Origin of the sequence: Rhodococcus xishaensis, assembly GCF_004011825.1 — a bacterium.
In the GTDB taxonomy this organism is placed as follows: Bacteria; Actinomycetota; Actinomycetes; order Mycobacteriales; family Mycobacteriaceae; genus Prescottella; species Prescottella xishaensis.
Genome location: NZ_RKLO01000006.1, coordinates 283010 through 309181, shown reverse-complemented (window position 1 = coordinate 309181; position 26172 = coordinate 283010). Strand labels below are relative to the sequence as shown.

The window sequence follows — 26172 nt, the reverse complement described above, 5'->3', positions numbered from 1 at the left end:
GAGATGTCCGACGAGCATGCGCCCGATGCGGGGCCGACGATTCCGTCGGCCGGGCGCGAGCTCGTTCCTGGCGGAGACAACGCGATCGCCGTGACGCTCGGACTGCTCGGCGACGAGTGGAACCTTTGGATACTGCGTCATTCTTTCCAGGGCGCCAAACGCTACAGCGACTGGATGCGCATAGGCGGAATCTCGCACGCGGTCCTGTCGTCGCGGCTGGCGACCCTCACCGGGGCAGGGATGTTCGACCGAATTCGCTATCAGGACAAGCCACCTCGGTACGAGTACCGGCGCACCGCGTGTGGTCAGCAGTTGTGGTCGGTTCTGCTGACGGTGTGGTCCTGGGAACTGCGGTGGACACCCGACGAGGGTGTGCTCCCACTTATGCGTCACACCACGTGCAACCGTCTGTTCACCCCACTCCTGTCGTGTGCGTCCTGCGGCCGTCCCGCCGGCGTACGCAACGTCTTCGCCGAGATGGGACCCAGCGGCGGATGGACCCGCAGTGTTCCCGCAGCAACGAACCGGCGTCGATCCAGCGGCGCCGCCCGTCCGCCACGGGTGGTGCCGCAGACCATGGAACTGCTCGGCAACCGGTGGTCGGCCGCGATGCTGGGGGCCGCGTTCTTCGGCGCCACGCGCTACAGCGAATTCGCCGAGCGAATGCAGGCCTCACCCACCATCGTGGCGGATCGATTGCGCACGTTCACCGAACTCGGCGTTCTACGCGAATGCCCCAATACAGAACGCGCCGACCGGGTGACATACCAATTGACCGAGAAAGGCCGGGCCTTCTTCCCGGTCGTGGTGTCGATGATCGCGTGGGGTCAGCGCTGGTTCCCGGCTCCGGAGGGCGACGCGATCTCCTTCACGCACACCACCTGCGGTGACGCGTTCACTCCACGACTGGCGTGCAGTGAGTGCAGTCTCGAGCTGGACGCGCCGACGGTTTCGGTGGAGACCCGAACCGCGGACTTATCCCGCGGTGGCACACCGAATACGCTCTGACCCCGTGGCGGCCGGAACGAAAAAGCCTGGGCCCGAACCTGTTCGGACCCAGGCACGGACGCCGGTCAGTCGTTCTCGACGAGGGACGTGAGGATGACCACGGCGTCACGCAAGGTCGCGCGTTGCTCGTCGTCGAGGTGCGACAGCTTTTCGGTCATCCACGCCTCGCGAGCCTGAGTTTCACTTTCCATGAGGGCCTGGCCCGCACTGGACAGCGAAACGATGATCTGGCGCCCGTCGGTGGGATGCGGTGCGCGATCGACCAGTCCGAGATCGCCGAGCGAGGCGATGACTCGGGTCATCGACGGCGGCTGCACCTTCTCGCGAGCGGCGAGCGCACCGGGAGTCATGGCACCCTCGGTGCTGAGTGTGGCGAGGGCCGACAACTGCGTCAACGTCACCTGCGCATCGCTTCTCCGCCCACGCAGGTGTCGCGTCAAACGCACCACCGCAAGGGAAAGGTCGCTGGCAAGGGCGCGAGTATCCGATGTCACAGGTCCAAACAATACGGGAACTCGAGCCCTCTCAATCACGTAACGGCGTCAGTAATCGGGTCAACCGCGAAGTATGCGACAAACAGCACCGCGATAATCCACAGCAGCGGATGCACCTTCTTGGCGTTGCCGCCCGCGGCCGCGATGACCACGTACGAGATGAAGCCGACACCGATGCCGTTGGCGATCGAGTAGGTGAACGGCATCGTGACGATCGTGAGGAACGCCGGCAAAGCGATCGAGAACTTGCTGAAGTCGATGTCGCGCACCTGCCCGATCATCAACGCGCCCACCACCACCAGAGCCGGAGCGGCCGCCTCGATCGGGACCACCGAGTACAGCGGGGTGAGGAACATCGCGGCCAGGAACAGCACGCCGGTGACGACGTTGGCGAGGCCGGTGCGCGCGCCTTCGGCGATGCCGGACGCGGATTCGACGAACACTGTGTTGGACGACGCGGACGCACCGCCACCGACGACGGCGCCGGCGCCCTCGACGACGAGGGCCTTGCCGATTCCGGGCAGGTTGCCGTCCTTGTCGGCGAGACTGGCTTCCTTGCCGAGGCCGGTCATGGTGCCCATCGCGTCGAAGAAGTTCGCGAGTACCAGCGTGAAGACGAGCAGGCTCGCGGCGAGGACGCCGATTCGAGTGAACGCGCCGAAGAGGCTGAAGTCGCCGACCAGGCTGAGGTCGGGCATCTGCGCGAAGACGTCGGGTAGCGCGGGGACGCTGAGGTTCCAGCCCTTGGGATCTACACCCTTGGATGCCCCGATGTCGAAGACCGCCTCGAGGATGGCGGCCAGCACGGTGGTGACGACAATGCCGATCAGCAGGCCACCGCGGACCTTGCGCACGACGAGCGTGCCCATGAGCAGGACTCCGAAGATGAACACGGCCGTCGGCCATGCGGATATCGAACCGTCGATGCCGAGTCCGACGGGCACGGGCGTGCCGGCGGCGTCCGGAAGGCGGCGCACGAAGCCGGCGTCGACCAGGCCGATGAACGCGATGAACATTCCGATACCGGCGGCGATCGCGGCCTTGAGCTCACGCGGGATGGCGTTGAAGACCGCGGTGCGGAAGCCGGTGACCGCCAGCGCGACGATGATGATGCCGTCGATGACGACCAGACCCATGGCCTCGGGCCACGTCACCTGCGGTGCGATCGACACCGCGAGGAGACTGTTGATGCCCAGACCCGCCGCGATGCCGAACGGGTAGTTGGCGACGATGCCGAAGATGATGCTCATCAAGCCGGCTGCAAGCGCCGTGACGGCCGCGACCTGGGTAACCGGAAGAATGTTGCCGAGCACGTCCGTCTTCGCGGCGGCGTCATCGGCAGAGAAGCTGCCGATGATCAGCGGGTTGAGAACGACGATGTACGCCATAGCCACGAACGTGACCAGGCCGCCGCGGACCTCCCGGCTGATGGTCGAGCCCCGCTCGGTGATCTTGAAATAGGTGTCGAGCAACCGTGAGGGTGTCGACTGCCTAGTGGGCTCGGGGGCATTCTGGGTGACCGCCATGTCGTACTCGAGTCCAATCGCCGGAAAGTCGGATTTCGTTCATGGCAGAGTAGGGCACCGACGGCCGGGTAACTTACTCGTGTGACCGAGATCCATCGCACGACGCTCGTGGAACGCCTGTCCGACCCACGCCCGGTGGTCGCTGTTGGCACCATCGCGTGGGTGCTGGCAACCGTCGTCGTCCTGCTGGCCGGAGATCCCTGGAGCAGCGCACTACCTGTCTGCTACGCCGGAACTGCCTTGGGTGTCCTGGGATTCGGTGTTTTCCTCGTTCAGCGAAGTGCGGCCCGACGCGGCAAGCGCGGCGCCCAGCGCGGGCTCGACTGAACGCTCCGGCCGTCGAGGTTCCAGCAGTAACGAATGTCACACACCCTTCGGCCGTGTCACTGGCGCGCTGCGGCGTCGGACCGCCCAGATCCACAGACCTGCCCACACGACGCCGAAGACCCAGCCCGCGAGAACGTCGGTGAGCCAGTGGGCGCCCAGGTACACCCGTGACGTTCCGACTGCGAGCGTGTAGCACGCGAGCAGCACGAGGGGGGCGGTCCGTCGCACGCCGGGGGCGACGAACCGGACCACGACGGCGCCGAGCACGCACGCGAGGATCGCGGTCATCATCGCGTGTCCGGACGGGAACGAATAGGTGTCGAGCTCGACGAGTCGTGCCGACATCGGCGGCCGCATGCGCCCGAACAGCAGCTTGAGCGAACTCATCACCACCCAGCCCGACAGCATCGCGCCGGCGACCATTACTGCCTCGGCCCGGTGCTGTCGACGCAACAGCATGATCGTCACGACGGCGACGATCGCGAACACCGCGGCCGTGCCGCCGCTGTGAGTGACCACGGTCATGATGTCGGTGAGCAGCGACGCACGGTGGTCGAGCATCCACTGCAACACTGACTGGTCGACCGTCATGGCGCTTCCTCGACCCGCCAACGACGCAAGTGTGTGCGTCGCTCGTCGTCCACCCACCAGGGCACCGCGACGTCACCCTCGACAGCGCCTCGCGTCCGGACGACGAGGTCGTCGTGGACGACGACCGAACCCGACGGCAGGGGCATCCCGAGCGCTGCACACGCCAACACCGCCCCGGGCTCGCGGTCCCACGAACTGACCTCGCCGTCTCCTAGGATCTCGGCGTCGATCGCCGTGGACGCGAGCGGCAGATCCAGCAGATCGGCGAGCGCGGCCGCGGTATCGAACGCGCCGAGCACGATCCGCTCGGGAGGTATGACCCCGCCGAGGTGCGCCCGGTCGAGAACCAGCGCGTCCTCGGGGTCGGCGACGGTGCCGGCGAGGCTGCGAACCCGCGTCGGCAGGACCAGTTCGTCGAGGTCGAGCACATGCGTCGCGGCGGCGGCGCCGAGCAGCCGGTGCGTGCGGGTCACAACGTCGGGGGTGACGGTGCGCGTGGGATCGGCGAGCCGGTCCAGCAGGACACCCGCCAACTCGGTGTCGTCAACCACCGCCGGTGCCAGTGCCGAGGCCAGCGCGGGTGCGGCCGGGTGGTCGAAGACGTCGAGCAGGCCGGCGAAGGTGTCGTCGGCGGGCGCGCGCAGCACAGCCAGCGGTCGACCGTCGATCCTGGCGTGGCGGCGCAGCCACCACGCCGTGTAGCCGTCGCGGTCGGTGAGCGTGGCCGCGGTCTCGGGATTGTCGGCCAGCAGCGTCAGGGCCCGCGGCCAACACGCGGGATCGACCAGGTCCAGGTCGCGGACCGCGACCAGCGTTTCCGGGTCGTCGTCGAGCGTGTTCCACCAGGCTTCCTCGTCGTCGAGATCGTGTTCGGGACCGGTGGGAAGCTCCGCCCACAGCACCGGGAACCCCCAACCGACGCCGAGAGCGCGCAGCGACTCCTCCCCCACTCGAGCGACGAGGTCGGAGTCGACGGTGCCGAACGGCGATTCCTCGACGAGGACGTCCGCGAGCGGTGCACCCGGCAGCAGCAGTTCGTCGGCGGGCACCAGTTCGCCGTCGGCGTCCGGCAGCGGCAGCTCACCGAGCCAGGCCGGTCGCGCTTCGGGTCCCGCGAGACCGACGAGCGCGAGCACGACGGTCGCCAATTCGGTTGCCGCGGCTGGGTCGTCGTAGTCGATTTCCTCGATCCGCGCCTTCAGCGCCGGGTCGGACAACAGGTCACCAGCGGTCGCCCGCTCGGCGCCGAGTCGGTTCAGCAGCGGATGTGCGGCGTCGGGGTGGACCAGCCGCACCCAGTCGAGTGCCGATCCGGCATCGCCCAGTGCGTGCCCCAGGTCGGTACCGGTGACGGCGGTCCGGGGCCCGGTGACGGTACGACCGTCGGCGAGCGGAACCGGAACGGCCGCAAGTTCTTCCACTGCGATCGCATCGACGACGATTGGTTCGAGCGCGGTGTAGAGCGCGTGCCACCACAACGGCTCCCGGTCATGTCCACTGAGAAGTTCGGCGATGCGTGCCAGTCCGATCCGGTGCACGTCGACGGCCGCGAGCGCCGAGGCGTGCCGTGACCCGCAGAGTTGTGGGTCGACGAGATCCGGCACGACATCCGCTAGGACTTCGGCCAACTCGGGGGTCAACTCGGAGACGATCGTGGCGCGAGCCGGCGCGAGGTCGCCGGCGTCGGCGCCGGCCGCCGGTACCCACGACTGAGTGCGAAGTTCGCGGAGCAAGGCCTCGCGCAGCACCGCGTCGACCTCGCTGCGGGCGAACCCCGGCAACGGCACCAGGTCGGGGCGCTGGTCGCTCGGCAACGCGGCCACGAAATCGGCGTACCCAAGGGCCAGATCGGTCAGGCCCGTCCCGGGCAAGATGCGCCGACGGTCGGGCTGCATAGGGACGTCGGCGATCAGCAGCGCCGGGATGGACACTTCCTCGTCCGATCGGGTCGGCGCTCGCAGCACATCTCCGTTCACCGGCTGTACGCGCCCGTCGACGACCGGCACGAGCCAGCGCGCGGGCTTCGTCACGTACTGCCACCAGGTGTTGGGACCGATGGTGACCTCGGTGAGCCCACCACCCAGATCGCGCTCGGTGCGACGCAATCGCGCCCCGTCGATCTCGATCGACTCGAGGGCCGGCAGTTCGAGGAGCAGGTCGACTGCCTCGGCTGCGAACCTGGCGAGCAGAACGTCCACATTCACGTCCGGGCGGAGCCGCAAGACCACTTCGGAGTCGAACCCCCCGGGCGGGCGCTCGTCGGTAGCCCACGCCATCCGCAACACCGGTGCGCCGGCGGCGGGAACCTCGAGCCCCGCAGAGGCAAGTTCGATCCGCGTACGTTCGGACGAGAACGCCAACGAGCCGCTCGAGGAGCGTAGTTCGATATCGTCGCTCACCGCGAGGACCGAGGTGAAACCGACCCCGAACCGCCCGACACCCGTGGACTTTCCAGACGCCCGCAGCGCAACGAGGGCGTGCACGCCTTCACGGTCCAGCGGTGCACCGGTATTCGCGATGCTCAACCCGTCGGCGAGCAGTTGTACCCGCAACTTGCCCGGCACACCTGCTGCCACAGCGGCGTCGGCGGCGTTCTGGGCCAGTTCGGTGAGAACGCGGTCGCGGTAGCCGGCACGGACGAGATCGGCCTCGGCCGCAACGTCCTCACGCAGACGCGTCGGCGAACCACGCCACGCGAGGAGCGTCCCCTCGCGGAGCGCGGCGGTGTCGAAGGGATCCGTCAGTTGCCCGATGCCGAATCCAGCGGGGGCTCGAGTTCGGTCCGCGTACCGGGCTCCGCCGGGCTCTGGTCGTCGGCGGGAACCTCCACGACCTCGACCGCGGCGTCGTCGTAGGCGTCGTAGCGGGGCGTGCCGGCACCGCCGGGCAGTGTCGTGTCGGAATGCGCACCGCAACCGAAGGAAGCGTTGACGACGTGTCCGTCGGCGGCCATCTCGTTGCCGCAGACACCGAACTCGGCGTGCAGCGCCCCGGCCAGCGGCAGGTAGAAGCCACACAACTCGCACGTCGACGGCGCGGCCTTCGCCATCTCGGAGTCGGGCCCGTACTCGCCTTCGCGCCAGCGTTCGGCGCAGTCCAGTCGGCCTTCCCGGCTCATGACCTGTTTGCGCCCCAGCCCCACCTCGAAAGCGACGGCGTCGATCTCGGGGTCGCCGGTAGCGACGTAGCCGGGCACCAGGCGCGGATCGTTCTCGGGCGGCGCCAGCAAGTCGCCGGGCGAGAGGTCTCCGGGGCGGATCCGCTCGCTCCATGGCACCCACTCGGGGGCCACGAGCGCATCCGGTCCCGGGAGGAGCGCGAGCTCGCTGATCGTGACGTGATCGGAGTCCGGGACGGCGGCCAGCACGACGGCCCACTGCCAGCCGTGGTAGCCGGGCAGTTTGGCCTCGAACCGGTGTGTGGCGGCGCAGTCGTCCTCCGCGGTGACACCGAGGTGATCGCCCACGCTGCCCTCGTTCAATTCGACGAGCGCCGCACGGGCACGTTCGACTGCTCGAGCGAGTACGGGGCGCACCACGGCGCTCTCAGGAGACGACGCAACACTCACGGCTTCTATCTTGCCGCACTCTGTCCTGCCTACGCGCGTCCGGTCTCGTCGGGCCTGTCATGCTGGTTCCGTGACTCCCCGCCGCACCTCACGCCTACTCGCAATCGCAGCGTTGCTTCTGGCCGCTGTGCTGCTCGCCGGGTGCTCCGGAGGCTCCTCCGCCTCCGCACCGGCGGACGCGCTCGTCGCCGAACACCTGCGGACGGAGATCATCCGCGAGCTACCGCACGACCGGACCGCGTTCACTCAGGGCCTCGAGATTTCCGGCGACACCCTCTACGAGAGCACCGGCCGCGTCGGCCAGTCTTGGGTGCGAGCCACAGATCTCGAGTCCGGTGTCGAACTGGCGCGCGCCGACCTGGCGCTTCCGCTGTTCGGGGAGGGCATCACGATCACTGGCGACACGTTGTGGCAGATCACGTGGAAGGACGGGATCGCGATCGCCCGCGACCGCACCACCCTCGCGCAGCAGCGACAGGTCCGCTACGCCGGCGAGGGCTGGGGTCTGTGCGCGCAGGCCGATCGGCTGGTGATGAGCAACGGGTCGGACACCCTGACGTTCCGGGATCCGGTGTCGTTCGACGCGATCGGGTCGGTCGACGTCACGCTCAACGGACGACCAATCGACCGGCTCAACGAACTCGATTGCAACAGTGACGGCTTCGTGTATGCCAACGTGTGGACCACCGACCAGATCGTGAAGATCGACCCAGCGACGGGTGCCGTGGCGGCGCAGATCGACGCCGCGAACCTGAAGGACGCATTGCCATCGGACCAACGCGATGACATCGACGTCCTCAACGGCATCGCGCAGATCCCCGGCACCGACCGGTTCCTGGTCACCGGGAAGTTGTGGCCGCGCATGTTCGAGGTCCGGTTCGTGTCCTGAACGGGCCGTGCACGGTTCCGACACGTCCGCGCAACAGGAAACAGACCGCCCGGGTCGAACAATGTCCGCCGACTAGGACAGAATTAGGGAGTGACCGGACCCCGCGAACCCCACGACGCGTACCGGCGTGGGCAGGAACCGGACCCCGCGCCTCGACAGCATCCCGGCTACGACAACTACCCTCCGTCACAGCGCACCGCCGCGCGCCGGACGCCACTGCCGCCGCTGCACCCCGTCAACCCTTCGCCTCGCTCGGTTCCAGAAGGCAGCGCCGCGGCCTCTGGCGAAGGCACAGCCGCCGACGCCGACCGTGTAGCGCCGAAGCCGCCGCCGATGCCTCGCAGACTCACGGTCACCCGGGTCGCGGCGATGCGCAGCCGTGAACTGACCAACAGGGGCATCGCCAGCTTCCGCCGCGCGGCGACCGCGGACGGCGCCGACAAGTCTGGACTGACAGCGCTGACGTACGCCGTGATGGCTAACTTCGCGACCGACGCGACGATCGCCGTCGCGCTCGCGAACACTCTCTTCTTCTCCGCGGCTACTGGCGAGGACAAGACGAAGGTGGCCCTCTACCTGTTGATCACGATCGCGCCGTTCGCGGTGATCGCGCCGCTGATCGGCCCGGCCCTCGACCGGTTGCAGCGAGGTCGACGGATCGCGCTGGCGTCGTCGTTCGCTTTGCGGACAGTGCTCGCGGTCGTCCTCGTCTTCAACTTCGACAGTTGGGCGCTCTACCCCTGCGCACTCGCGATGATGGTGCTCAGCAAGTCGTTCTCGGTGCTCAAGAGCGCGGTAACGCCACGCGTGCTGCCACCGGAGATCGACCTCGTGCGGGTCAACTCCCGCTTGACGGTGTTCGGCCTGGTCGGCGGGACGATAGGCGTCGGCGCGCTGGCCGCCGCGGTGGCATTCGTGACCGGATCATCGACCGGTGTGCTGTGGTTGACGGCGCTGGTCACCGTGTTCGGGGCGTACCTGAGCATGCGGATCCCGGCCTGGGTCGAGGTCACCGAGGGTGAGGTCCCGGCCACATTGACCTTCCACGGCGACAACTCCCCGACCGAACTGATCGATGTCAGTGTGACCGGCAAGCCGGGCAGGCGCCGTCAACCACTCGGCCGCGCGGTGGTCACAGGTCTGTGGGGCAACGGCTCGATCCGGGTCCTTACGGGCTTTCTGACCTTGTACATCGCGTTCGTCGCAAAGGACAGCACCGACCATGACGCGTTGATGCAGGCGGCGATGCTCGGTCTCGTCGGCGCCGCTGCAGCGATCGGCAACTTCGCCGGCAACGCGACTGGTGCCCGCCTCGAACTGGGCCGGCCTGCGGTCTTGGTGTTGCGTTGTACCGCCGCGGTGACGCTGGCGGCGATCTTGGTGGCGGTCACCGGTAACCTGCTCGCGGCGGTGTTCGCGGCGTTCGTTGCGGCGGCCGGGAGCGCGCTGGCGAAGGTGTCACTGGACGCGTCGCTGCAGCAGGACCTGCCGGAGGCGTCGATCGCATCCGGCTTCGGTCGTTCCGAGACCGTCCTGCAGCTCAGCTGGGTGCTCGGCGGCACACTCGGGGTCATGCTGCCGACCGATCTGTGGGTCGGTTTCACGGTCGTATCGGTGGTGCTTGCGATCGGCCTGGCTCAGACGATCCTGACCTACCGTGGGGCGACCTTGCTTCCCGGCTTGGGCGGCAAGCGCCCCGAACACGTCAACCCCGAGACCACCGTCCGCCATAGCCGCCGCGCCGACTGATCCACGAACGAGAGACGAAATCGATGATGCAAGCCCGGACAAAGCAGATTCTCGCGCTGATCACGGCGGCGGTGGTGGTAGCCGCGGCGGGACTAGCTGGGGTCGTGGCCTACCTCGTCGGGAACGCGGAGGAGAGGCTGCCGACCATCACGGCATTCGCGAAGCAGGAGACCGCGACCGTCGAGCCCGGCTTCTGCGACCCGATGCTGCGCTGCGCTGGACTCGAGGTCATCGAACTCCATGTCCCGGAGGGCTATCCCCTCCAGCTGTCGCTGCCCGAGGAGGTCGCGAACTCCGATTGGCGTCTGAGCGTCCAGATCGGCATCCGCGAGACCGGCCAGGTGTTCGAGGGCTACCACGACTACAAGCCCGGTGAGGCGTACGCGGTGACCGTCCCGGGTGCCGAGGGCGAGCAGCTGATCGGCGCGATCATCCAGCTTCCCGCCCAGGGCGGGCTGGCGCCGGTATGGGCCATCCAGACGGTGCCGCTGCCGGGCGGTGGAGTGGTCGTCCCCGCGTCCTAGTCCCACTTATCCGAGCTCACCACCGACCCCGACGAAGCAAGGGAGCCCTCCAGTTTCGACCGGAGGGCTCCAATTTTCAGCTGTCGAGCTCGCGGGCGACCGCGCGCACCACCTCGGAGATTCGCTGCGCGGTCTTGCGGTCCGGGTACCTACCCTTTCGCAGATCTGGCTGGATCTTCGCCTCCAGCAACGTGATCATGTCCTCGACCATGCCGTGTAGTTCGTCCGGCGTGTGCTTTCGGGACGGGGCCGTGTCCCGGCGGGAGCCGCCCTGCCGGACCGACGGCGCCGGCTCGAGCACTCTGACACTCAGCGCCTGCGGCCCACGGCGGCCGGCGGCCATGCCGAACTCGACCCTCTGCCCGGCCTTGAGGCCCTCGACACCTTCGGGCAGCGCGGATGCACGAACGTAGACATCCTCGCCCTCTTCCTGCGACAGGAAGCCGAAGCCCTTCTCGACGTCGTACCACTTCACCTTGCCGGTAGGCACCGCGTTCACCCGCTCATCTGACTGCCGCACCCTATCGAGTGCGCGCGTGGATCATGCAAAACAACGCGCCCCACCTGGAGTGCGGGACGCGCATGAGAGCACAAGTATACCGGCAGCGTCATAGGTCGGGCCCGGTACCGGTCGGTTGGTCTTCAGTCGGTGCTGTCGGTCGGAGCGACCCGAATCAGTTGGTCGACAGTCGCTGACAGCCGACGCATGGCATCGAGAGTGGCTGACAGTTCTTCCTCTCCGAGGGCCTGAGCGAGGCGGCCGGCGAGGGCTGCGTGCGCCGGGCCGATCCCGGAGACCGCGCGGCGGCCTTCTGCCGTCGGCGTGAGGAGTTTGGCCCGGCGGTGGGCCGGGTTCGGCTGGTATTCGGCCAGCCCGTGGGCGACGAGCAGATCGGCGATCCGCTGCACGCTCTGCCGGGTAATGCCCATCTCGCGAGCGATCTGGGCAACCGACAGGGGCTCATCCAGGACAGGCCCGAGGACCTGCCACCGCGCCGCGGTCAGGCCGGCCGGGCGCGCTAGACCCTCAGCGACGTCGAGGAACTGTCCGTTCAGCCGGAAGGACGCTAGCGCCAGACCGCTGAGCAGGTCCTGTTCGGTCTGCACGTCAACCTGCCATCAGTTCGTGGAAGCCCGCCGGGTCGCGCTGACCGTAGAGCTTGAACCAGGAGGCCAGGACGCTCGGCCCGAACACGTCGAGACGTTCGAGGATCTCGCGGGCGAAGTGAACCGGCGCAGTGGCCGATGCGGTGATGAGGTCGCGATCTGAAACGGCCGGGGCGTCGCGGTACAGATGCCCACCGGCGTAGCCGCCGAGCCCGCCGAGGAACTCCGCCGCATTACTCGTGTGCTCCCGGTCGTCGAGCAGGCCGGCCGTCGCCAACCCGGCGGTGGCGCCACAGATCGCGGCCACCGGAACACCTGCATCGAGGAAGTCCCGGGCCTTCGTGACGAACGGCGTGAACTGTTCGGTGTTCCAGATGTCGTTGCCCGCCAGGATGAGCATCGCGCTGTCCTGCGGCCCGATCTCGTCCAGCGTGGTGTCGGGGACGACCGTCATACCACCCATCGTCACGATCGGGTCGGAGGAGACGCCGACGGTGGTGACGGCGAACCGGCCCGGATGCTTGTGCCACAGCGGCTTGTTGATGTGATCGATCGCGAACCCGATCTCCCAGTCGACGAAGGTGTCGTAGACGGCTACATGCACGTTTTCAGTCATGACAACATGCTGTCGTTTCGACAGCATGTTGTCAACATTTCTCGCTCGCGCCATCCGGGCGGCGCTCGAGAATGGTCGACAACTTCGACGGCAATGGACCGCGCACCCTGGGGTACGGCCGTCGCGCCGATCCCCGTGGCCTACCGTTGGGATGTGACGAACGGATCGAACCGCGACGACGCCAGCGCATCCGCAACCAGCGCATCCACACGGCCAGGTAAGGGGTTGCTCTACCTCGCCCTCGGCTGCTTCTTCGTCGGGATCGCTGCCATCGTGGCGATCTTCTTCGTTCATTCGCTCAGTGAGGGCGCCCCCGGCCTGACGCTCTACCTGCTCACCCTCGCGTGCCCGCTCGGATTCGTCCTGGCGGTCGTGTATGCCCTCCGTTCCGGCCGCCGCAGCCGCTGAAAGGAACGACCATGCGGATTCTGCTGAACATTATCTGGCTGATCTTCGGCGGCCTGTGGCTCGCGCTCGGCTACTTCGTGTTCGGTTTGCTGATGTGCGTGCTCATCATCACGATCCCGTTCGGCATCGCATCGTTTCGCATCGGCCTCTACGCGCTGTGGCCGTTCGGCAAGACCGTGGTCGATAGGCCCACGGCGGGCGTGGGGTCGCTGATCGGCAACGTCATCTGGCTGATCCTGGCGGGCATCTGGCTCGCGATCGGCCACATTGCATCCGCCTTCTTGATGGCGATCACCATCATCGGCATCCCTCTCGCGATCGCGAACCTGAAGATGATCCCGGTCTCACTGATGCCGCTCGGCAAGGAGATAGTGGACGCCTGATCCTGCAATCAGCCCCCTGGTCTGCCGCCTGATTGTTCCGAAATGTGGGACACACGTGTCCGATTTTACTGTGATCTCCTTCACATAACGTCGTGATAACGACACGGTGTCGGACTGTGACCAATTCTCCCCGTGGCGCGACTACCTGCAGCGATCGTTTCTTTGATCAGTCTCGGCGCAAGAACGCCGTGTACCTGACCCCGTTATCAACCGGTGACATTTGGCCCCGGATCGTCGTACCGTCGGTTCCGGCCGGTACCTCGGCCACGTCCGGACCTACCGCGCCAAACCCCGTCCAGTGGGTCCGGAGGCAACCACGAACCATCCATGGACGGGGACGGGGGACCCAAAGGTCCTCCGGGAGTCCCGACCAGGGACACCCCGCAGGCATCGGGAGAGCAATCTCCCTAGGGGTGAAGCCGGACCCGCTACAGCCTTTGAGCGGCAAGGCCGGGCGACCTCTCAGCCCGAACCCGACAGCTGACCTCGTAGGCGCGTGCGGAGAGGAACGGATCGACATGAGCGGACGTCATCGCAAACCGACCACCACCGGTCGTACCGTCGCAAAGGTCGCCGTCACGGGCGCCATCGTCGGCGCGGGTGGCATGGCCTTCACCGGCACCGCAGCCGCCGCCCCCGATTCCGACTGGGATCGCTTGGCACAGTGCGAGGCCGGCGGCAACTGGAGCATCAACACCGGCAACGGCTACCACGGTGGCCTGCAGTTCTCCCCCACCACGTGGGCCGGTCACGGCGGCGGAGAGTTCGCCCCGACCGCCTACCAGGCCACCCGCGAACAGCAGATCGTCGTCGCCGAGCGAGTGCTCGCCAACCAGGGCTGGGGAGCGTGGCCGTCCTGCTCCGCCAAGCTCGGCCTCACCGCCGCGGCGACGCAGCGCGACGCCCCGGCCCCTGAGCCGGCCCCGGCCCCTGAGCCCGCCCCGGCTCCGGCCGCCGAGCAGGCTCCGGCTCCGGCCGCCGTGCATCCCGCGCAGGGCGTCTTCAGCCAGATCGACTCGCTCATCGAGGCCGCCACGGAACGGGGCATCACGATCGACCAGCCGGTCCTCGACACCTACGAGGCCGCGAAGTCGTTCGACCTGAGCACGCTGAACCTGCAAGACATCGCCGGCAACATCGCGAACGTGTTGCCACGCTGACAAGAAACGAAGGGCTGACCGGAAACACAGGCTGCCCCGATACGTAGAAGGGGCCCCTCACCGTCGGTGAGGGGCCCCTTCGCTTGCGCGTATGTCAGCGGTTGATCACGGTGTGCGGGTGCACGTACGGCAGAGACTCCACCGGGAGCGGGAACTCCGTCTCCTCGCCGAACGGCGAGAGGTTCCCGGCACGGCTGGACGACAACTCCGTAACCGCGTGATCTCCGTCCGCGGTTTCGGGCCACCCTGGATCGACATAGCGCTTCTTCGAATTGTTAGCCACGCGCCCATTTTGGCAGGAGCCCGCGCCGTGGTACACCCCAGGTCATTAATCTCATAGACGATGACCTCTACCCATGGCACTGAAGGCGGCTCGGGAACCGCGCGCCCAGGGATCGCACCGCCCCTGACCGACTGGTTGGCCGACCGCACGGATGGCGAACTCACTGAACTGCTGCGGCTGCGTCCGGACCTCGCCGTGCCCCCACCTGCGACGTGCGCGGTGCTGGCCGGACGCGCCGAGCAACGGGCCTCGGTGATGCGTGCCGCCGACACGCTGAACACGCTCGAATTCGGTCTGCTGGAGGTCCTGTCGCTCGAACAGGCCGATCAGGTCCCCGTGGCGCGCAGCCACCTGGACGACGCCTTCGCCGATCGCGCACCGAAGAAGAGCCTCGACAAGGCGTTGTCCCACCTGCGCAGCCTCGCGCTGGTGTGGGGCGACGACGACCGCCTCCGTATCGTGCGGGCCGCGGCCGACGCATTGCCCTGGCGGATCGGCCGCGTCCACACCGGAACCGACGCGATGACCGAGACCGAGATTCGGGCAGCGCTCGCAGAGATCGAACCGAGCGAGCGCAATCTACTGACCACACTCGCCCAGTCGTCGCCGCTCGGCCGCACCCGCGACGCTGCACCGGGGACCTCCCCGGACCGGCCCGTCCAACGTCTGCTCAGCCGCGGATTGCTGCATTGGATCGATGCCGAGACCGTCGAACTGCCGACTCAGGTGGGTCAGGTGCTGCGCGACGAGGCCGTCTACGACCCCGCATCGCCAACCCCGCCACCGTTCGCCGGGCGCAAACAGAAGCTGACCGACGTCAACGCTGCGGCGGCCGGGGAAGCGATGGAACTGATCCGGCACTGTGAGGACCTCGTCGCAGCGCTCGGCGACGCCCCGGCACCCGCCCTCAAGGCCGGCGGTCTCGGCGTGCGGGAGCTGCGGCGGCTGTCGAGGGCTGTCGGGATCGACGAGGCGCGCATCGGCCTGCTGCTCGAACTGCTCGCCGGCGCCGGCCTCATCGCGAGCGGCATCCCCGAGCCGGCGCCACCCACCGACGTCGACGAACACTGGGCGCCGACGGTCGCCGTCACCGGATGGCTCAACTCCGGCACCGCTCGTCGCTGGGCGACCATCGCCGCGGCCTGGCTGGCATTGCCGCGCCGCCCGTGGCTCATCGGCAACCGTGATGCCACCGACAAGCCGATCTCCGCGCTCTCCGAGGAGGTGCGGGCACCTGGTGCACCGCCAGAGCGCAGGTTCCTGCTCGAACTGCTCGCCGACGCCGGGGGGCGGAACCTGTCAGCGAGCGAGGCGAGTCGGCTGCTGGCGTGGCGGCGGCCCCGCTGGTCGGGACGGCTGGGCCCGCACGTCGTCGAACGCATGCTCAGCGAGGCACGAACACTGGGCCTGGTCGCGCACGGCGCACTCAGCTCCCCTGGGAAGGCACTGCTGCACGGCGGCGACGCCGTCGCCGAGATGGACGCAGCGCTGCCCGAGCCGATCGATTACGTGCTCGTGCAGGCCGACCTCACCGTCGTCGCGCCGGGACCGTTGGTCCCGGAACTACTCGAACAGATCGCGCTCGTCGCCGACGTCGAGTCGGCGGGCGCGGCGTCGGTGTACCGGATCAGCGAGGCCAGCATCCGCCGCGCGCTCGACGCGGGACGTACCGCGTCCGAACTGCAGACGTTGTTCGCGACCCGGTCCAAGACCTCGGTCCCGCAGTCGCTGATCTACCTGATCGACGACGTCGCCCGCCGGCACGGCCGGCTCCGGGCCGGGGTCGCGGCTTCGTTCATCCGCTGTGAGGACCCCGCCCTCCTCGCGGAGGTGCTAGCCTCCCCCGTTGCCGACCAGCTCGCTTTGCGCTCGCTTGCCCCGACTGTCGCCGTTTCTCAGGCACCCCTGAGGGAGGTCTTGACGGAGCTGCGGGCCGTCGGATTCGCCCCGGCCGGCGAGGACTCGAGCGGCACCCTCGTCGATCTGCGCCCTCGCGGGGCCCGGGTTCCCAGCCCACGGACGGCACGGGTGCGCGTGCCCACGGTGCCGACCGACGAGCAGCTCGAAACGCTCGTCCGGTCGCTGCGCGCCGGGGATCGGGCGGCGGTATCCCTCGGGTCCTCCAGACCATCGCTGCGCAGCGATGGCACCCGCGCCTCCACCGCGGCGACGATAACGCTGTTGCAGACCGCGACTGCGGTGCACCGACCGGTCACGATCGGCTACGTCGACGCGCAGGGCGTCGCATCGCACCGCATCGTCCAGCCGGTGAGTGTCGGCGGCGGGCAGTTGGACGCGCTCGATCCGACTACCGGTGAGGCGCGTCGGTTCATGCTGCACCGGATCACGTCCGTCGCGCTCACCGACTGACCATCTCGGCGACTGACCGTCTCGGCGACCAATTCTCTCCCGACCGAGGCACACCATATGGCAGGACGCCACTGTCACCTGGACAATGGTTTGGTTACCGTTTGCGAGGAGGCGCACGTGACCGACGGCCCGCTGATCGTCCAGTCCGACAAGACATTGCTGCTCGAGGTCGAGCACGCGCGTGCCGATGAGGCGCGACAGGCGATCGCGCCGTTCGCCGAACTCGAACGCGCCCCCGAACACGTTCACACGTACCGGATCACCCCGCTCGCACTGTGGAACGCCCGCGCGGCCGGACACGACGCCGAGCAGGTCGTCGACGCACTCGTGACGTTTTCCCGGTTCGCGGTGCCGCAACCCCTACTGGTCGACATCGTCGACACCATGGCCCGCTACGGCCGCCTGCAACTGGTGAAGCACCCGGCCCACGGGCTAACTCTGGTCAGCCTCGACCGCGCCGTGCTGACCGAGGTGACCCGACACAAGAAGATCGCCCCGATGCTCGGCGCGAGGATCGACGACGACACCGTCGTCGTCCATCCCAGCGAGCGCGGTCACCTCAAGCAGATGCTGCTCAAGATCGGCTGGCCGGCCGAGGACCTCGCCGGCTACGTCGACGGCGAGGCTCACCCGATCGACCTCGCGTTCGAGGAAGGCCACTGGCAACTACGCGATTACCAGAAGATGGCGGCCGAGTCGTTCTGGGCCGGCGGCTCCGGTGTGGTGGTGCTGCCGTGCGGTGCGGGGAAGACCATGGTCGGCGCGGCGGCGATGGCCAAGGCGAAGGCGACCACGCTGATCCTGGTCACGAACACCGTCGCCGGACGGCAGTGGAAGCGCGAACTCGTCGCGCGCACGTCGCTCACCGAGGACGAGATCGGCGAGTACTCGGGCGAGAAGAAGGAGATTCGTCCGGTCACCATCGCGACCTACCAGGTAATCACCCGCAAGTCCAAGGGCGAGTACAGGCACCTCGAGCTGTTCGACTCCCGCGACTGGGGCCTGGTGATCTACGACGAGGTGCACCTGCTGCCTGCACCGGTGTTCCGGATGACCGCCGACCTGCAGTCGCGCCGCCGTCTCGGTCTCACCGCGACGCTGGTCCGGGAGGACGGACGCGAGGGCGACGTGTTCTCGCTGATCGGCCCCAAGCGCTACGACGCCCCGTGGAAGGACATCGAGGCGCAGGGGTGGATCGCACCGGCAGACTGTGTCGAGGTGCGGGTGACGCTGACGGACGCCGAGCGAATGGCGTATGCGACCGCCGAACCGGAAGAGCGCTACAAGTTGTGTTCGACGGCGCACACCAAGATCGCGGTCGTGAAGTCGATTCTCGACAAGCATCCGGACGCGCCCACGCTCATCATCGGCGCGTACCTGGAGCAACTCGAGGAGTTGGGCGAGGCCCTCGACGCCCCCGTCATCCAGGGCTCCACGCGAAGCACCGAACGCGAGGCCCTGTTCGACAAGTTCCGCGCAGGAGAGATCCAGACCCTGGTCGTGAGCAAGGTCGCGAACTTCTCGATCGACCTGCCGGAGGCATCGGTGGCGGTGCAGGTGTCGGGCACATTCGGCTCGCGACAGGAGGAGGCGCAGCGGCTGGGCCGACTCCTGCGTCCGAAGCACGATGGCGGTCAGGCACACTTCTACTCGGTGGTCGCTCGGGACACGCTCGACACCGAGTACGCCGCCCACCGCCAACGCTTTCTTGCCGAGCAGGGCTATGCGTACCGCATTACGGACGCCGACGACCTGCTCGGCCCGACCCTCGGATAGGACCTCTCACCCGTGCGACGCTTCGAGTTCCCGGTCGACAAACACCACGCCAAGGCCGTAAACGAGACCATCAGCGACATCCGGCACCTGCAGTGGTCCGCGGCGCTGATGGCCGTCCTCCTCGGTGCCGGGTCGGCGTGGCTGTTCATCCTGGGTCAGCCCTGGTCGTACATCGTGGGCGCGGTGCTGGTGGTCTGTGCGCTGGCGTCGCTGTTCATGGTGGTGTGGACCCCGCGCAAGATGGGGAGCATCGAGGACCTGTACGCGAAGGGCGGGCTGGTGCCGGCGGTCGTCTCGGAGGTCCACCCGCGCGGCTATACCCTGCTCGCGCTGGTCGATATCGCCAAGCCCGACACCGCCAAGCCGCACTACGCGCTCGTCGCCCGCACGGTGCGGGCGCTGCCGGGCAAGGGGTACCGCGTCGGAGCGCGGATCCCGTCGACATCGGTGCTGGGTGACCGCTCGACCCGCCCCGGAGGCGAGACGTACCAGATGGCGAGCATCATGCCGATCGCATGGGGTACCCGCGACAGCAAGGTCCTCGCACAGGCTGCGTCACAGATCGACAACGTCGAATGGAACCTGCTGAGCGAGAACATCTCCAGGTCGGAGAAGGTGCGCACCTCGGACGGGCACTTCGTGCTGCTCGACCCGACCGACCTCCCCGACGAATTCCATTGATGGGATTCGTCCTTCGGGATGATCGCCGCCGCGAATCCCTCAGATCATCAGCGCCGCAAGGCTGACGCCACCGACGCTGATCAGGCCGATCGTCACCGCTAGGGCCACCGATCCCATGAGCAAGAATGCGGCCAATGCCGGCACCACGGCGACCATGAGCATCAGGGAAGCCCACCACAGCACCGTGCGGACAGAGTTCGATACCCCAAGATCCAAGTCCCGCAACATACTCGTCCGGACAGTGCCGGACATCGGCTGCGTCATCGACCCGTTTGTGCGGAGCTCCATGAGGTGACCTCCATTCAGGGGGTCACCTCAGTGTTTCGCACTTCGACGGTTTTCGCACCACAGTTTCCCGAGGAATTCCGCATTGTCCGCTCTGTCCCATTTTGCAATTCAGGACGAACCGCGTTGAACAACGGACGATCTCACTGCCGTCGCCAATTGGGCTGGAGTGCGCGAGTTTCGGCCACGCACTGCTTGGAGCATTAGCAAAGGCAATGCTGCCCAAAGCTTTTCCCTACAGCTCCGAGCCTCTACGACGGGTCCCACGCCGGACACGTTTGGGCGTGTGATAGTTGCCGGGGCCCCGAATCGCTGATACAACAACTCTATTCCGACAACTGGAGATCTTTCCGGTCCCGTCGGGAGGCGCGGCTAGCCTCGCCAGCGGTCATCCCGATAAGTTTGCCGATTTCCGGAGGGATTCGGGCACTCGGCTTACGGATTCCGCGAGCCAGGATTCGCGCCGTCCGAGGACGCACCGACCACGGGAGAGTCGCTCGATGATGGACCTGTCCGACCAACGCTCCACCGTCCTGTCCGACTTCGTCGTGGTTGCCAACCGGCTCCCCGTCGACCTGGTGAAACGATCCGACGGCACCACGACGTGGCGGCGCAGTCCGGGAGGCCTGGTGACCGCGCTCGAACCGGTGCTTCGTAGGCGGAACGGGTGCTGGGTCGGGTGGCCGGGTGTCCCCGATCGCGACGTCGATCCCTTCGTCCACGACGGTTTGCGCGTGCGCCCAGTGCGGCTCGACGCGCCAGAAGTCGAGGGCTTCTACGAGGGCTTTTCCAACAGCACGCTGTGGCCGCTGTACCACGACGTCGTGGTGAAACCGACGTTCGACCGGCGGTGGTGGGCGGTATACCGGGACGTGAACCGTCGTTTCGCGCACGCCGCCGCGTCCGCTGCCGCACCCGGTGCGACGGTCTGGGTCCACGACTACCAGCTCCAGCTCGTACCGCAGATGCTCCGCGAACTACGCCCGGACGTCACGATCGGGTTCTTCCTTCACATTCCGTTCCCACCGGTCGAACTGTTCGCTCAACTGCCGTGGCGAAGAAACATCATGGAGGGCATGCTCGGCGCCGATCTAGTCGGGTTCCACCTCCCTGGTGGGGCCCAGAACTTCGTGGTCCTGGCCCGGCGGATGCTCGGACTCGAGACCGCCCAGGCCGGAGCTGGGCGCGGTGAGGTCCGGCACGAAGGGCGGACAGTGCGGGTCGGCGCGTTCCCGATATCGATCGACACCGCCGACATGGTCGAGCGGGCCCGCAGCGAATCGGTCCGCCGGCGGGCACAGGAGATCCGCGACGATCTCGGCAATCCGGATCACATCCTTCTCGGTGTCGACCGATTGGACTACACCAAGGGCATCGATCTGCGCCTGGACGCGGTTCGCGAGCTGTACGACGAGGGCCGACTCGATCCGAGCCGCACCGTGGTGGTCCAGTTGGCGACTCCGAGCCGCGAGCAAGTCGAACAGTACGCGCTCATGCGGAACTCGATCGAGACGCAGGTGGGACGCATCAATGGCGACCACGGACAACTCGGCCACCCCACCGTGCACTACCTGTATCAACCGGTGGACCGGGACGAGCTGATCGCCCTCTACGTCGCTGCCGACGTCATGCTGGTCACACCGCTGCGGGACGGCATGAACCTCGTCGCCAAGGAGTATGTGGCGTGCCACCCCGCCCACGACGGCGCGCTGGTGCTCAGTGAGTTCACCGGCGCCGCCTCCGAGCTGCGTCAGGCATACCTCGTCAATCCGCACGATCTCGACCTCGTGAAGGACACCATCGTCGCCGCCCTCGAGCAGTCGGCCGAGGAACGCCGGACACGGATGGCGAAACTGCACACTCAGGTGACGACGAATGACGTGCATCGTTGGGCGCAAACATTTCTCGACACCCTGGCCGCGACCAGCGAACAGGCGCCCCCACGGGGACACGAGGACGCACCCCCAGCCTGGCGGATTCCGTCGACAGCGCCGTTCTCGCCGAACGAGTCTCGCCTCGATGTCACAGCCGCGGGGCGGCTTCCCACGGCGCCTCCCTACGAGCCGGACAGGGCGCCGTCGTAGGATCGTGAGATGGGTGTCGCGACATTGGCGGACTCGTTCGAGGAGCACCGAAGTCACCTGCTGTCCGCGGCGTACCGACTCACCGGCAGCGTGAGCGACGCCGAGGACGCCGTCCAGGAAACGTGGCTCCGCCTCGCCGATGCCGACGTCGCAACCATTCGCGACCTGCGGGCATGGCTGACAACGGTCGTCGGACGGATCTGTCTGGATCGACTGCGGTCCGCCGCGGTCCGACGTGAAAGCTACGTCGGACAGTGGCTGCCTGAACCCATCGTGACCGACGTGGCGCCGTCGCGGTCACCAGACCCGCTGGATTCCGTTGTCCGCCAGGAGGACAACCGCATGGCAGCTTTGGTCGTCCTGGACACGCTCTCCCCCGACCAGCGGGTGGCCTTCGTTCTGCACGACGGCTTCGCGATCCCGTTCGGAGAGATCGCAAAGGTCCTGTCGGTCAGCGTTCCCACCGCGCGACAACTCGCATCGCGCGCTCGCCGCGCGGTGGCAGATGCCCCGCCACCGGTCTCGGAGACAGAACACGCCGAGGCCGTCACGCAGTTGATGGCAGCACTGTCGAGCGGCGACCTCCAGGCCGTCCTCGCCGCACTGCACCCGGATGCGGTCACGGTCGGCGACGCCAATGGCACCACCACCACAGCCCTCAACGTCATCACCGGGGCCGAGCGCTCGGCTCGCTTCTTCCTGGGCCTGGCCCGCAAGTACGGACTGGAGACGATCCTCGGCGCTATCCCGGTGCTCGTCAACGGCCGACTCGGGTTCCTCAGCCCCAGCTCCCCCGGCGACGAGACCCACCCCGGTATTCCGGGGCGGGTCACCGCCTTCACGGTCCGCGACGGCCGCGTGTGGGCGGCCTACGACATCGCGAACCCGGAAAAATTCGGCGGGATCAGGATTGCTGCTCCGCCTCGGATGTCGTAGACGCCTCCCACGGCACCCGGCACGAATCACCCGAGTTGAAGCCCTGGTCGTGGATACCCAATGCCGAGTTCATACGCGCACGCATGTTCTCGAGCGCGATCTGATACGTCAGCTCGACGACGCCGTCGCGTCCGAAGCGCCGCTCGAGGTCGGCCACCTGCTCGTCGGTCGCGCTCGTCGGTGTCTCGGTCATCGCGTCCGCGTACGCGATCGCGGCCCGCTCGTCGTCACTGTAGAGGGGGGACGTGTCGTACTCGCCGATCTGCTCGAGTCGCTCCACATCGAGACCGTCGAGGCGCTGCAGCATGGCGCCGAAGTCGACGCACCACGAGCAGGCGACGGTCCACGCCACCCGATAGACCGCGATCTCACGGACGTTCGGGGGCAGCACCGTCGACGCCTTCTGCACGCCCATCTCGTGACGCGCCGAAACGGTGAAGAGCTTGCGATGATTGGCCAGCACGGCAAACGGTTCGGGGACCTCGCCGAAACGCCGTCCGGCGTACCAGTACGCCGCCTTGACCATCGGTCCGGCCTCCTGCGGGCTCACCGCTTGAATTCGAGCCATGACTTCCTCCATTGTCCGCGTCGGGTCGGCCCGCCGGTTGCGTGCCGTCTACTCCGTAGACGAGACAGCACCGGAGAACGTGACACCGCCGAAATCGTGGGACATCAGGGCCCTCGCTACGCTGGACAAATGCCCTCAGCGCCACATTCCCGTACCGTCTCGCGACTGCAACCCTTCGGGTCCACGATCTTTGCCGAGATGACGGCCCTAGCCACCGAGCACGATGCGATCAACCTGGGCCAGGGCTTTCCCGATACAGACGGTCCCGCGTCGATGCTCGAGGCCGCACGGCAGGCCATTGCCGATGGCCTCAACCAGTACCCGCCGGGGCCGGGCATGCCGGTGCTGCGGCACGCCATCGCCGCCGACCGGCTCGCGAGGTACGGGATCGTCCACGATCCCGAGCGTGAAGTGCTCGTCACGGTCGGGGCGACGGAAGCCATCAGCGCCGCAATCCTCGGGCTTGTCGAACCCGGCGCCGAGGTCGTGCTCGTCGAGCCGTACTACGACTCCTACGCGGCGGCTGTCGCACTGGCCGGCGCGACATGGCGATCGGTGCCGATGGCACAGGACGGTGACCGATTCGTGCTCGATCTCGATGCACTGCACGCCGCGATCACCCCGAAGACCCGGATGTTGGTGGTGAACTCACCGCACAATCCGACGGGCACGGTTCTCACCAGCGCCGAGTTGTCCGCAGTGGCGGAATTGGCTTGCGAGCGTGACCTACTGGTCCTCAGCGACGAGGTGTACGAGCACCTCGTGTTCGACGGCCGCACCCACACTCCGATGGCCTCACTGCCAGGCATGTACGAACGCACCGTCACTGTGTCCAGCGCAGCGAAGACGTTCAGCGTGACCGGCTGGAAGACCGGATGGGCGTGCGGGCCTGCCGAACTCGTCGATGCCGTGCGTACCGCGAAGCAATTCATGTCCTTCGTGGCCGGCGGCCCGTTCCAGCCGGCGGTCGCGCACGCGCTCGAGCACGAGCAGGCGTGGGTCGTCGACATGCGGAACAGCTTGCAGCGCAAACGCGATCTACTGGCCGATGCCCTCAGTGGCGCCGGATTCGGCGTCTACTCGGGTGGTGGCACCTACTTCCTCTGCGCCGAGATTCCCGGGACCGGCCCCCACAACGATATCGAGTTCTGCCGGACGCTTCCCGAACGTGCAGGTGTGGCCGCGGTCCCGATCAGCGTGTTCACCGATCATCCCGAACAGTGGAATCACATGGTGCGCTTCGCCTTCTGCAAGCGGGACGAGGTTCTGGTGGAGGCGGCAGAGCGACTGGGCCGACTGGGGGTGTCTGGGTGAGCCTGGCAACGATCCCGTCGGACTTTCTCCGGCGCTCACTGCGCCTGGCCGAGGCATCCGGTGCCGACCTGGCGTCGACGCTCGTCAAGTCCGGCATCGACGTGGCCGCGCTCGACGACCCTCGAGCCAGACTGACCCCGGAGCAGGTCACCGCCGTCACTCAAGCCGCGTGGCAGATGACGGACGACGAACTGTTCGGGCTCGGCGCCGCGCCGGTGCCGCGCGGGACGTTTCGGCTGATCTGCCTGGCACTCATCCACCGCCCCGACCTCGGCAGCGCGCTCGAGCGGATGACGGACGTCACCCGCGCCCTGCCGGTCCCACCACTCACGCTCGTTCACGGCGACGATTCGACGCGACTCGAGGTTCGGGTGGACGTCCGCGGCGACGTCTATGCACCGGAGTTCGTCGACGAAGCCTTCCGGCTCGTCACCGACTTCGAGCTGATCCTGCTGCACCGATTCGCCGCCTGGCTCGTGGGTCGACGGCTGAAGCTGCGCTCGGTGCTGATCCCCTACCCAGAGCCCGAACCGCAGTTCGCGAAGCACTACGACGCCATCTTCGGTGTGCCGGTGACCTTCGACGCGTCGGTGGCGTCCCTCGAGTTCGACAACGCCATCCTGCGAGCTCCGATTGTCCAGGACGAGCGGAGCCTCGCCGAGTACTTGCGCGAGTCCCCGAACCTCTTGTTTTCCGAACGCGACTACGAGAGCACGGCGTCGGCGCAGGTTCGTCGAGTACTCGAGATGGGAGTTCAGGGACGAACCTGCACCGCGGAGGAGATCGCGGAGATGCTGTCGATCAGCGTCCCGCACCTGCGCCGGCTGCTCCGACAGGAGGGAACGTCGCTCAACCATCTACGCGAGGAAGTGCTGCGCGACGCCGCCATCGCGGCGCTGCGCCGCGGCGAGCCCGTCGACGAGCTGTCCGCCCGGCTGGGCTTCTCCGAGCCCAGCGCCTTTCGTCGCGCGTTCAAACGATGGACTGGTGCGACGCCTGGCGCCTACCGCTAGACGCGACCGCCGATGCGGCGGCGGAGAGCATTCGCCCTCAGCTCACGCGAAACTCAGCTCACGCAGAACTCAGCTCACGCAGAACTCAGCTCACGCAGAACTCATTGCCCTCCGGGTCGGCCATCGTGATCCACCGACCCGGCCCTTCCTGTCCCCGGTGCAGGATCGATGCTCCCGCCGCGACGAGTTCGCCGGCCACTTCCTCGCGCCTGTCCCCGACCCGTAGGTCGAGGTGCAGCCGGTTCTTCACCGACTTCCCTTCCGGCACGAACTGGAACAGGATCCGTGGCTGCTGAGGATGTTCCGGGTCGCCGATCGCGGCACCCAGCTTCCAGACGAGCGTTCCCTCGAACACCTTGGTGTCCGACTCCTGGGCATGTCCGGCCTCGACGAGCCCACGGATGAACTCCTCGTCACTGGGCTCGACGCGCCACCCCAGTGTCTGCGCCCACCACTTGGCCTGCTGGTGCGGATCCTTCGAGTCCACCGTGATCTGCACTTCGTATCCCATG

General features: G+C 67.5%; 27 protein-coding genes and 1 riboswitch. Of the genes, 15 read left to right on the top strand and 12 right to left on the bottom strand.

The window, feature by feature from the left end; translation table 11 throughout:
* The first annotated feature begins 3 nt into the window (after window positions 1-3).
* Complete coding sequence (locus EGT50_RS15625; RefSeq protein ID WP_127955571.1) at window positions 4-1008, top strand: winged helix-turn-helix transcriptional regulator; 1005 nt, start codon at window positions 4-6, stop codon at window positions 1006-1008.
* A gap of 65 nt (window positions 1009-1073) precedes the next feature.
* Here the strand turns inward: EGT50_RS15625 and EGT50_RS15620 are convergent, their stop codons facing one another.
* Both EGT50_RS15620 and EGT50_RS15615 read right to left on the bottom strand, forming a co-directional pair.
* The gene (locus EGT50_RS15620; RefSeq protein ID WP_127945649.1) at window positions 1074-1502 is read right to left on the bottom strand and encodes an Rv0880 family HTH-type transcriptional regulator; all 429 of its coding nucleotides are present in this window, start codon (window positions 1500-1502) and stop codon (window positions 1074-1076) included.
* A gap of 35 nt (window positions 1503-1537) precedes the next feature.
* Window positions 1538-3028, bottom strand: a complete 1491-nt coding sequence (locus tag EGT50_RS15615) for an NCS2 family permease (RefSeq protein WP_127955570.1) — start codon at window positions 3026-3028, stop codon at window positions 1538-1540.
* 81 nt (window positions 3029-3109) lie between these two features.
* Between EGT50_RS15615 and EGT50_RS15610 the strand changes: the two genes are divergently transcribed.
* A complete protein-coding gene (locus EGT50_RS15610) occupies window positions 3110-3355 on the top strand; it encodes a DUF2530 domain-containing protein (protein ID WP_127955569.1) in 246 nt (81 codons plus the stop codon).
* 36 nt (window positions 3356-3391) lie between these two features.
* Here the strand turns inward: EGT50_RS15610 and EGT50_RS15605 are convergent, their stop codons facing one another.
* From EGT50_RS15605 to EGT50_RS15595, 3 genes are read right to left on the bottom strand one after another with little or no spacing between them, the layout of a single operon-like run.
* Window positions 3392-3946 (bottom strand): phosphatase PAP2 family protein, encoded by a 555-nt coding sequence (locus tag EGT50_RS15605; protein WP_127955568.1) that lies wholly within the window; start codon window positions 3944-3946, stop codon window positions 3392-3394.
* A complete protein-coding gene (locus EGT50_RS15600; protein WP_127955604.1) occupies window positions 3943-6690 on the bottom strand; it encodes a sacsin N-terminal ATP-binding-like domain-containing protein in 2748 nt (915 codons plus the stop codon). Before EGT50_RS15600 ends, EGT50_RS15605 begins: the two co-directional genes overlap by 4 nt.
* Window positions 6687-7514 (bottom strand): DUF3027 domain-containing protein, encoded by an 828-nt coding sequence (locus EGT50_RS15595; protein WP_408014647.1) that lies wholly within the window; start codon window positions 7512-7514, stop codon window positions 6687-6689. Before EGT50_RS15595 ends, EGT50_RS15600 begins: the two co-directional genes overlap by 4 nt.
* Window positions 7515-7584: 70 nt before the next feature.
* On the opposite strand from EGT50_RS15595, the gene EGT50_RS15590 reads away from it, so the two are divergent.
* From EGT50_RS15590 to EGT50_RS15580, 3 genes are all read left to right on the top strand, one after another.
* Entirely contained in the window at window positions 7585-8403 is an 819-nt protein-coding gene (locus tag EGT50_RS15590) for a glutaminyl-peptide cyclotransferase (protein ID WP_127955567.1), read from the top strand.
* Between the two features lie 90 nt (window positions 8404-8493).
* Window positions 8494-10152: an MFS transporter gene (locus tag EGT50_RS15585; protein ID WP_127955566.1), complete on the top strand. Its 1659-nt coding sequence runs from the start codon at window positions 8494-8496 to the stop codon at window positions 10150-10152.
* A gap of 23 nt (window positions 10153-10175) precedes the next feature.
* Entirely contained in the window at window positions 10176-10676 is a 501-nt protein-coding gene (locus tag EGT50_RS15580; protein ID WP_127955565.1) for a DUF2771 family protein, read from the top strand.
* A gap of 76 nt (window positions 10677-10752) precedes the next feature.
* On the opposite strand, the gene EGT50_RS15575 is transcribed toward EGT50_RS15580, so the two are convergent.
* The 3 genes from EGT50_RS15575 to EGT50_RS15565 all read right to left on the bottom strand — a co-directional run bounded on the left by EGT50_RS15575 (window position 10753) and on the right by EGT50_RS15565 (window position 12399).
* A complete protein-coding gene (locus tag EGT50_RS15575; RefSeq protein WP_127955602.1) occupies window positions 10753-11166 on the bottom strand; it encodes a cold-shock protein in 414 nt (137 codons plus the stop codon).
* A gap of 152 nt (window positions 11167-11318) precedes the next feature.
* Window positions 11319-11783, bottom strand: a complete 465-nt coding sequence (locus tag EGT50_RS15570; RefSeq protein WP_127955564.1) for a MarR family winged helix-turn-helix transcriptional regulator — start codon at window positions 11781-11783, stop codon at window positions 11319-11321.
* A gap of 1 nt (window position 11784) precedes the next feature.
* On the bottom strand, window positions 11785-12399 hold the full coding sequence (locus EGT50_RS15565) for a DJ-1/PfpI family protein (RefSeq protein ID WP_127955563.1): 615 nt from the start codon (window positions 12397-12399) through the stop codon (window positions 11785-11787).
* 153 nt (window positions 12400-12552) lie between these two features.
* On the opposite strand from EGT50_RS15565, the gene EGT50_RS15560 reads away from it, so the two are divergent.
* From EGT50_RS15560 to EGT50_RS15550, 3 genes are all read left to right on the top strand, one after another.
* Window positions 12553-12807 carry a hypothetical protein gene (locus EGT50_RS15560; RefSeq protein ID WP_408014646.1) on the top strand — a complete coding sequence of 85 codons (255 nt, stop codon included), beginning with the start codon at window positions 12553-12555 and terminating at the stop codon, window positions 12805-12807.
* An 11-nt stretch (window positions 12808-12818) separates the two neighbouring features.
* Window positions 12819-13190, top strand: a complete 372-nt coding sequence (locus EGT50_RS15555; RefSeq protein WP_127955562.1) for a YccF domain-containing protein — start codon at window positions 12819-12821, stop codon at window positions 13188-13190.
* Window positions 13191-13499: 309 nt separating this feature from the next.
* A riboswitch (cyclic di-AMP (ydaO/yuaA leader) is annotated at window positions 13500-13701 on the top strand.
* A 7-nt stretch (window positions 13702-13708) separates the two neighbouring features.
* Window positions 13709-14350, top strand: a complete 642-nt coding sequence (locus EGT50_RS15550; RefSeq protein ID WP_127955561.1) for a transglycosylase family protein — start codon at window positions 13709-13711, stop codon at window positions 14348-14350.
* Window positions 14351-14444: 94 nt separating this feature from the next.
* Here the strand turns inward: EGT50_RS15550 and EGT50_RS15545 are convergent, their stop codons facing one another.
* On the bottom strand, window positions 14445-14633 hold the full coding sequence (locus EGT50_RS15545; RefSeq protein ID WP_127955560.1) for a hypothetical protein: 189 nt from the start codon (window positions 14631-14633) through the stop codon (window positions 14445-14447).
* A gap of 60 nt (window positions 14634-14693) precedes the next feature.
* Here EGT50_RS15545 and EGT50_RS15540 point away from each other — a divergent pair, with 60 nt between their 5' ends.
* From EGT50_RS15540 to EGT50_RS15530, 3 genes are all read left to right on the top strand, one after another.
* On the top strand, window positions 14694-17003 hold the full coding sequence (locus tag EGT50_RS15540; RefSeq protein WP_127955559.1) for a helicase-associated domain-containing protein: 2310 nt from the start codon (window positions 14694-14696) through the stop codon (window positions 17001-17003).
* 117 nt (window positions 17004-17120) lie between these two features.
* Entirely contained in the window at window positions 17121-18779 is a 1659-nt protein-coding gene (locus EGT50_RS15535) for a DNA repair helicase XPB (protein ID WP_127955558.1), read from the top strand.
* 12 nt (window positions 18780-18791) lie between these two features.
* A complete protein-coding gene (locus EGT50_RS15530) occupies window positions 18792-19460 on the top strand; it encodes a DUF3239 domain-containing protein (protein ID WP_127955557.1) in 669 nt (222 codons plus the stop codon).
* A 39-nt stretch (window positions 19461-19499) separates the two neighbouring features.
* On the opposite strand, the gene EGT50_RS15525 is transcribed toward EGT50_RS15530, so the two are convergent.
* Window positions 19500-19748 (bottom strand): hypothetical protein, encoded by a 249-nt coding sequence (locus tag EGT50_RS15525; protein ID WP_127955556.1) that lies wholly within the window; start codon window positions 19746-19748, stop codon window positions 19500-19502.
* A 497-nt stretch (window positions 19749-20245) separates the two neighbouring features.
* Between EGT50_RS15525 and EGT50_RS15520 the strand changes: the two genes are divergently transcribed.
* Both EGT50_RS15520 and EGT50_RS15515 read left to right on the top strand, forming a co-directional pair.
* Window positions 20246-21829: an alpha,alpha-trehalose-phosphate synthase (UDP-forming) gene (locus EGT50_RS15520; RefSeq protein ID WP_127955555.1), complete on the top strand. Its 1584-nt coding sequence runs from the start codon at window positions 20246-20248 to the stop codon at window positions 21827-21829.
* A 9-nt stretch (window positions 21830-21838) separates the two neighbouring features.
* Window positions 21839-22765 carry a sigma-70 family RNA polymerase sigma factor gene (locus EGT50_RS15515; RefSeq protein WP_127955554.1) on the top strand — a complete coding sequence of 309 codons (927 nt, stop codon included), beginning with the start codon at window positions 21839-21841 and terminating at the stop codon, window positions 22763-22765.
* On the opposite strand, the gene EGT50_RS15510 is transcribed toward EGT50_RS15515, so the two are convergent.
* A complete protein-coding gene (locus EGT50_RS15510) occupies window positions 22734-23333 on the bottom strand; it encodes a carboxymuconolactone decarboxylase family protein (RefSeq protein WP_127955553.1) in 600 nt (199 codons plus the stop codon). The genes EGT50_RS15515 and EGT50_RS15510 overlap by 32 nt on opposite strands.
* Window positions 23334-23462: 129 nt before the next feature.
* On the opposite strand from EGT50_RS15510, the gene EGT50_RS15505 reads away from it, so the two are divergent.
* Window positions 23463-24647, top strand: coding sequence for a pyridoxal phosphate-dependent aminotransferase (locus tag EGT50_RS15505; protein ID WP_127955552.1), 1185 nt, complete (start codon window positions 23463-23465; stop codon window positions 24645-24647).
* Window positions 24644-25660, top strand: a complete 1017-nt coding sequence (locus tag EGT50_RS15500) for an AraC family transcriptional regulator (protein WP_127955551.1) — start codon at window positions 24644-24646, stop codon at window positions 25658-25660. Before EGT50_RS15505 ends, EGT50_RS15500 begins: the two co-directional genes overlap by 4 nt.
* A gap of 85 nt (window positions 25661-25745) precedes the next feature.
* Here the strand turns inward: EGT50_RS15500 and EGT50_RS15495 are convergent, their stop codons facing one another.
* Window positions 25746-26171 carry a VOC family protein gene (locus EGT50_RS15495; protein WP_127955550.1) on the bottom strand — a complete coding sequence of 142 codons (426 nt, stop codon included), beginning with the start codon at window positions 26169-26171 and terminating at the stop codon, window positions 25746-25748.
* Between the last annotated feature and the right edge of the window lies 1 nt (window position 26172).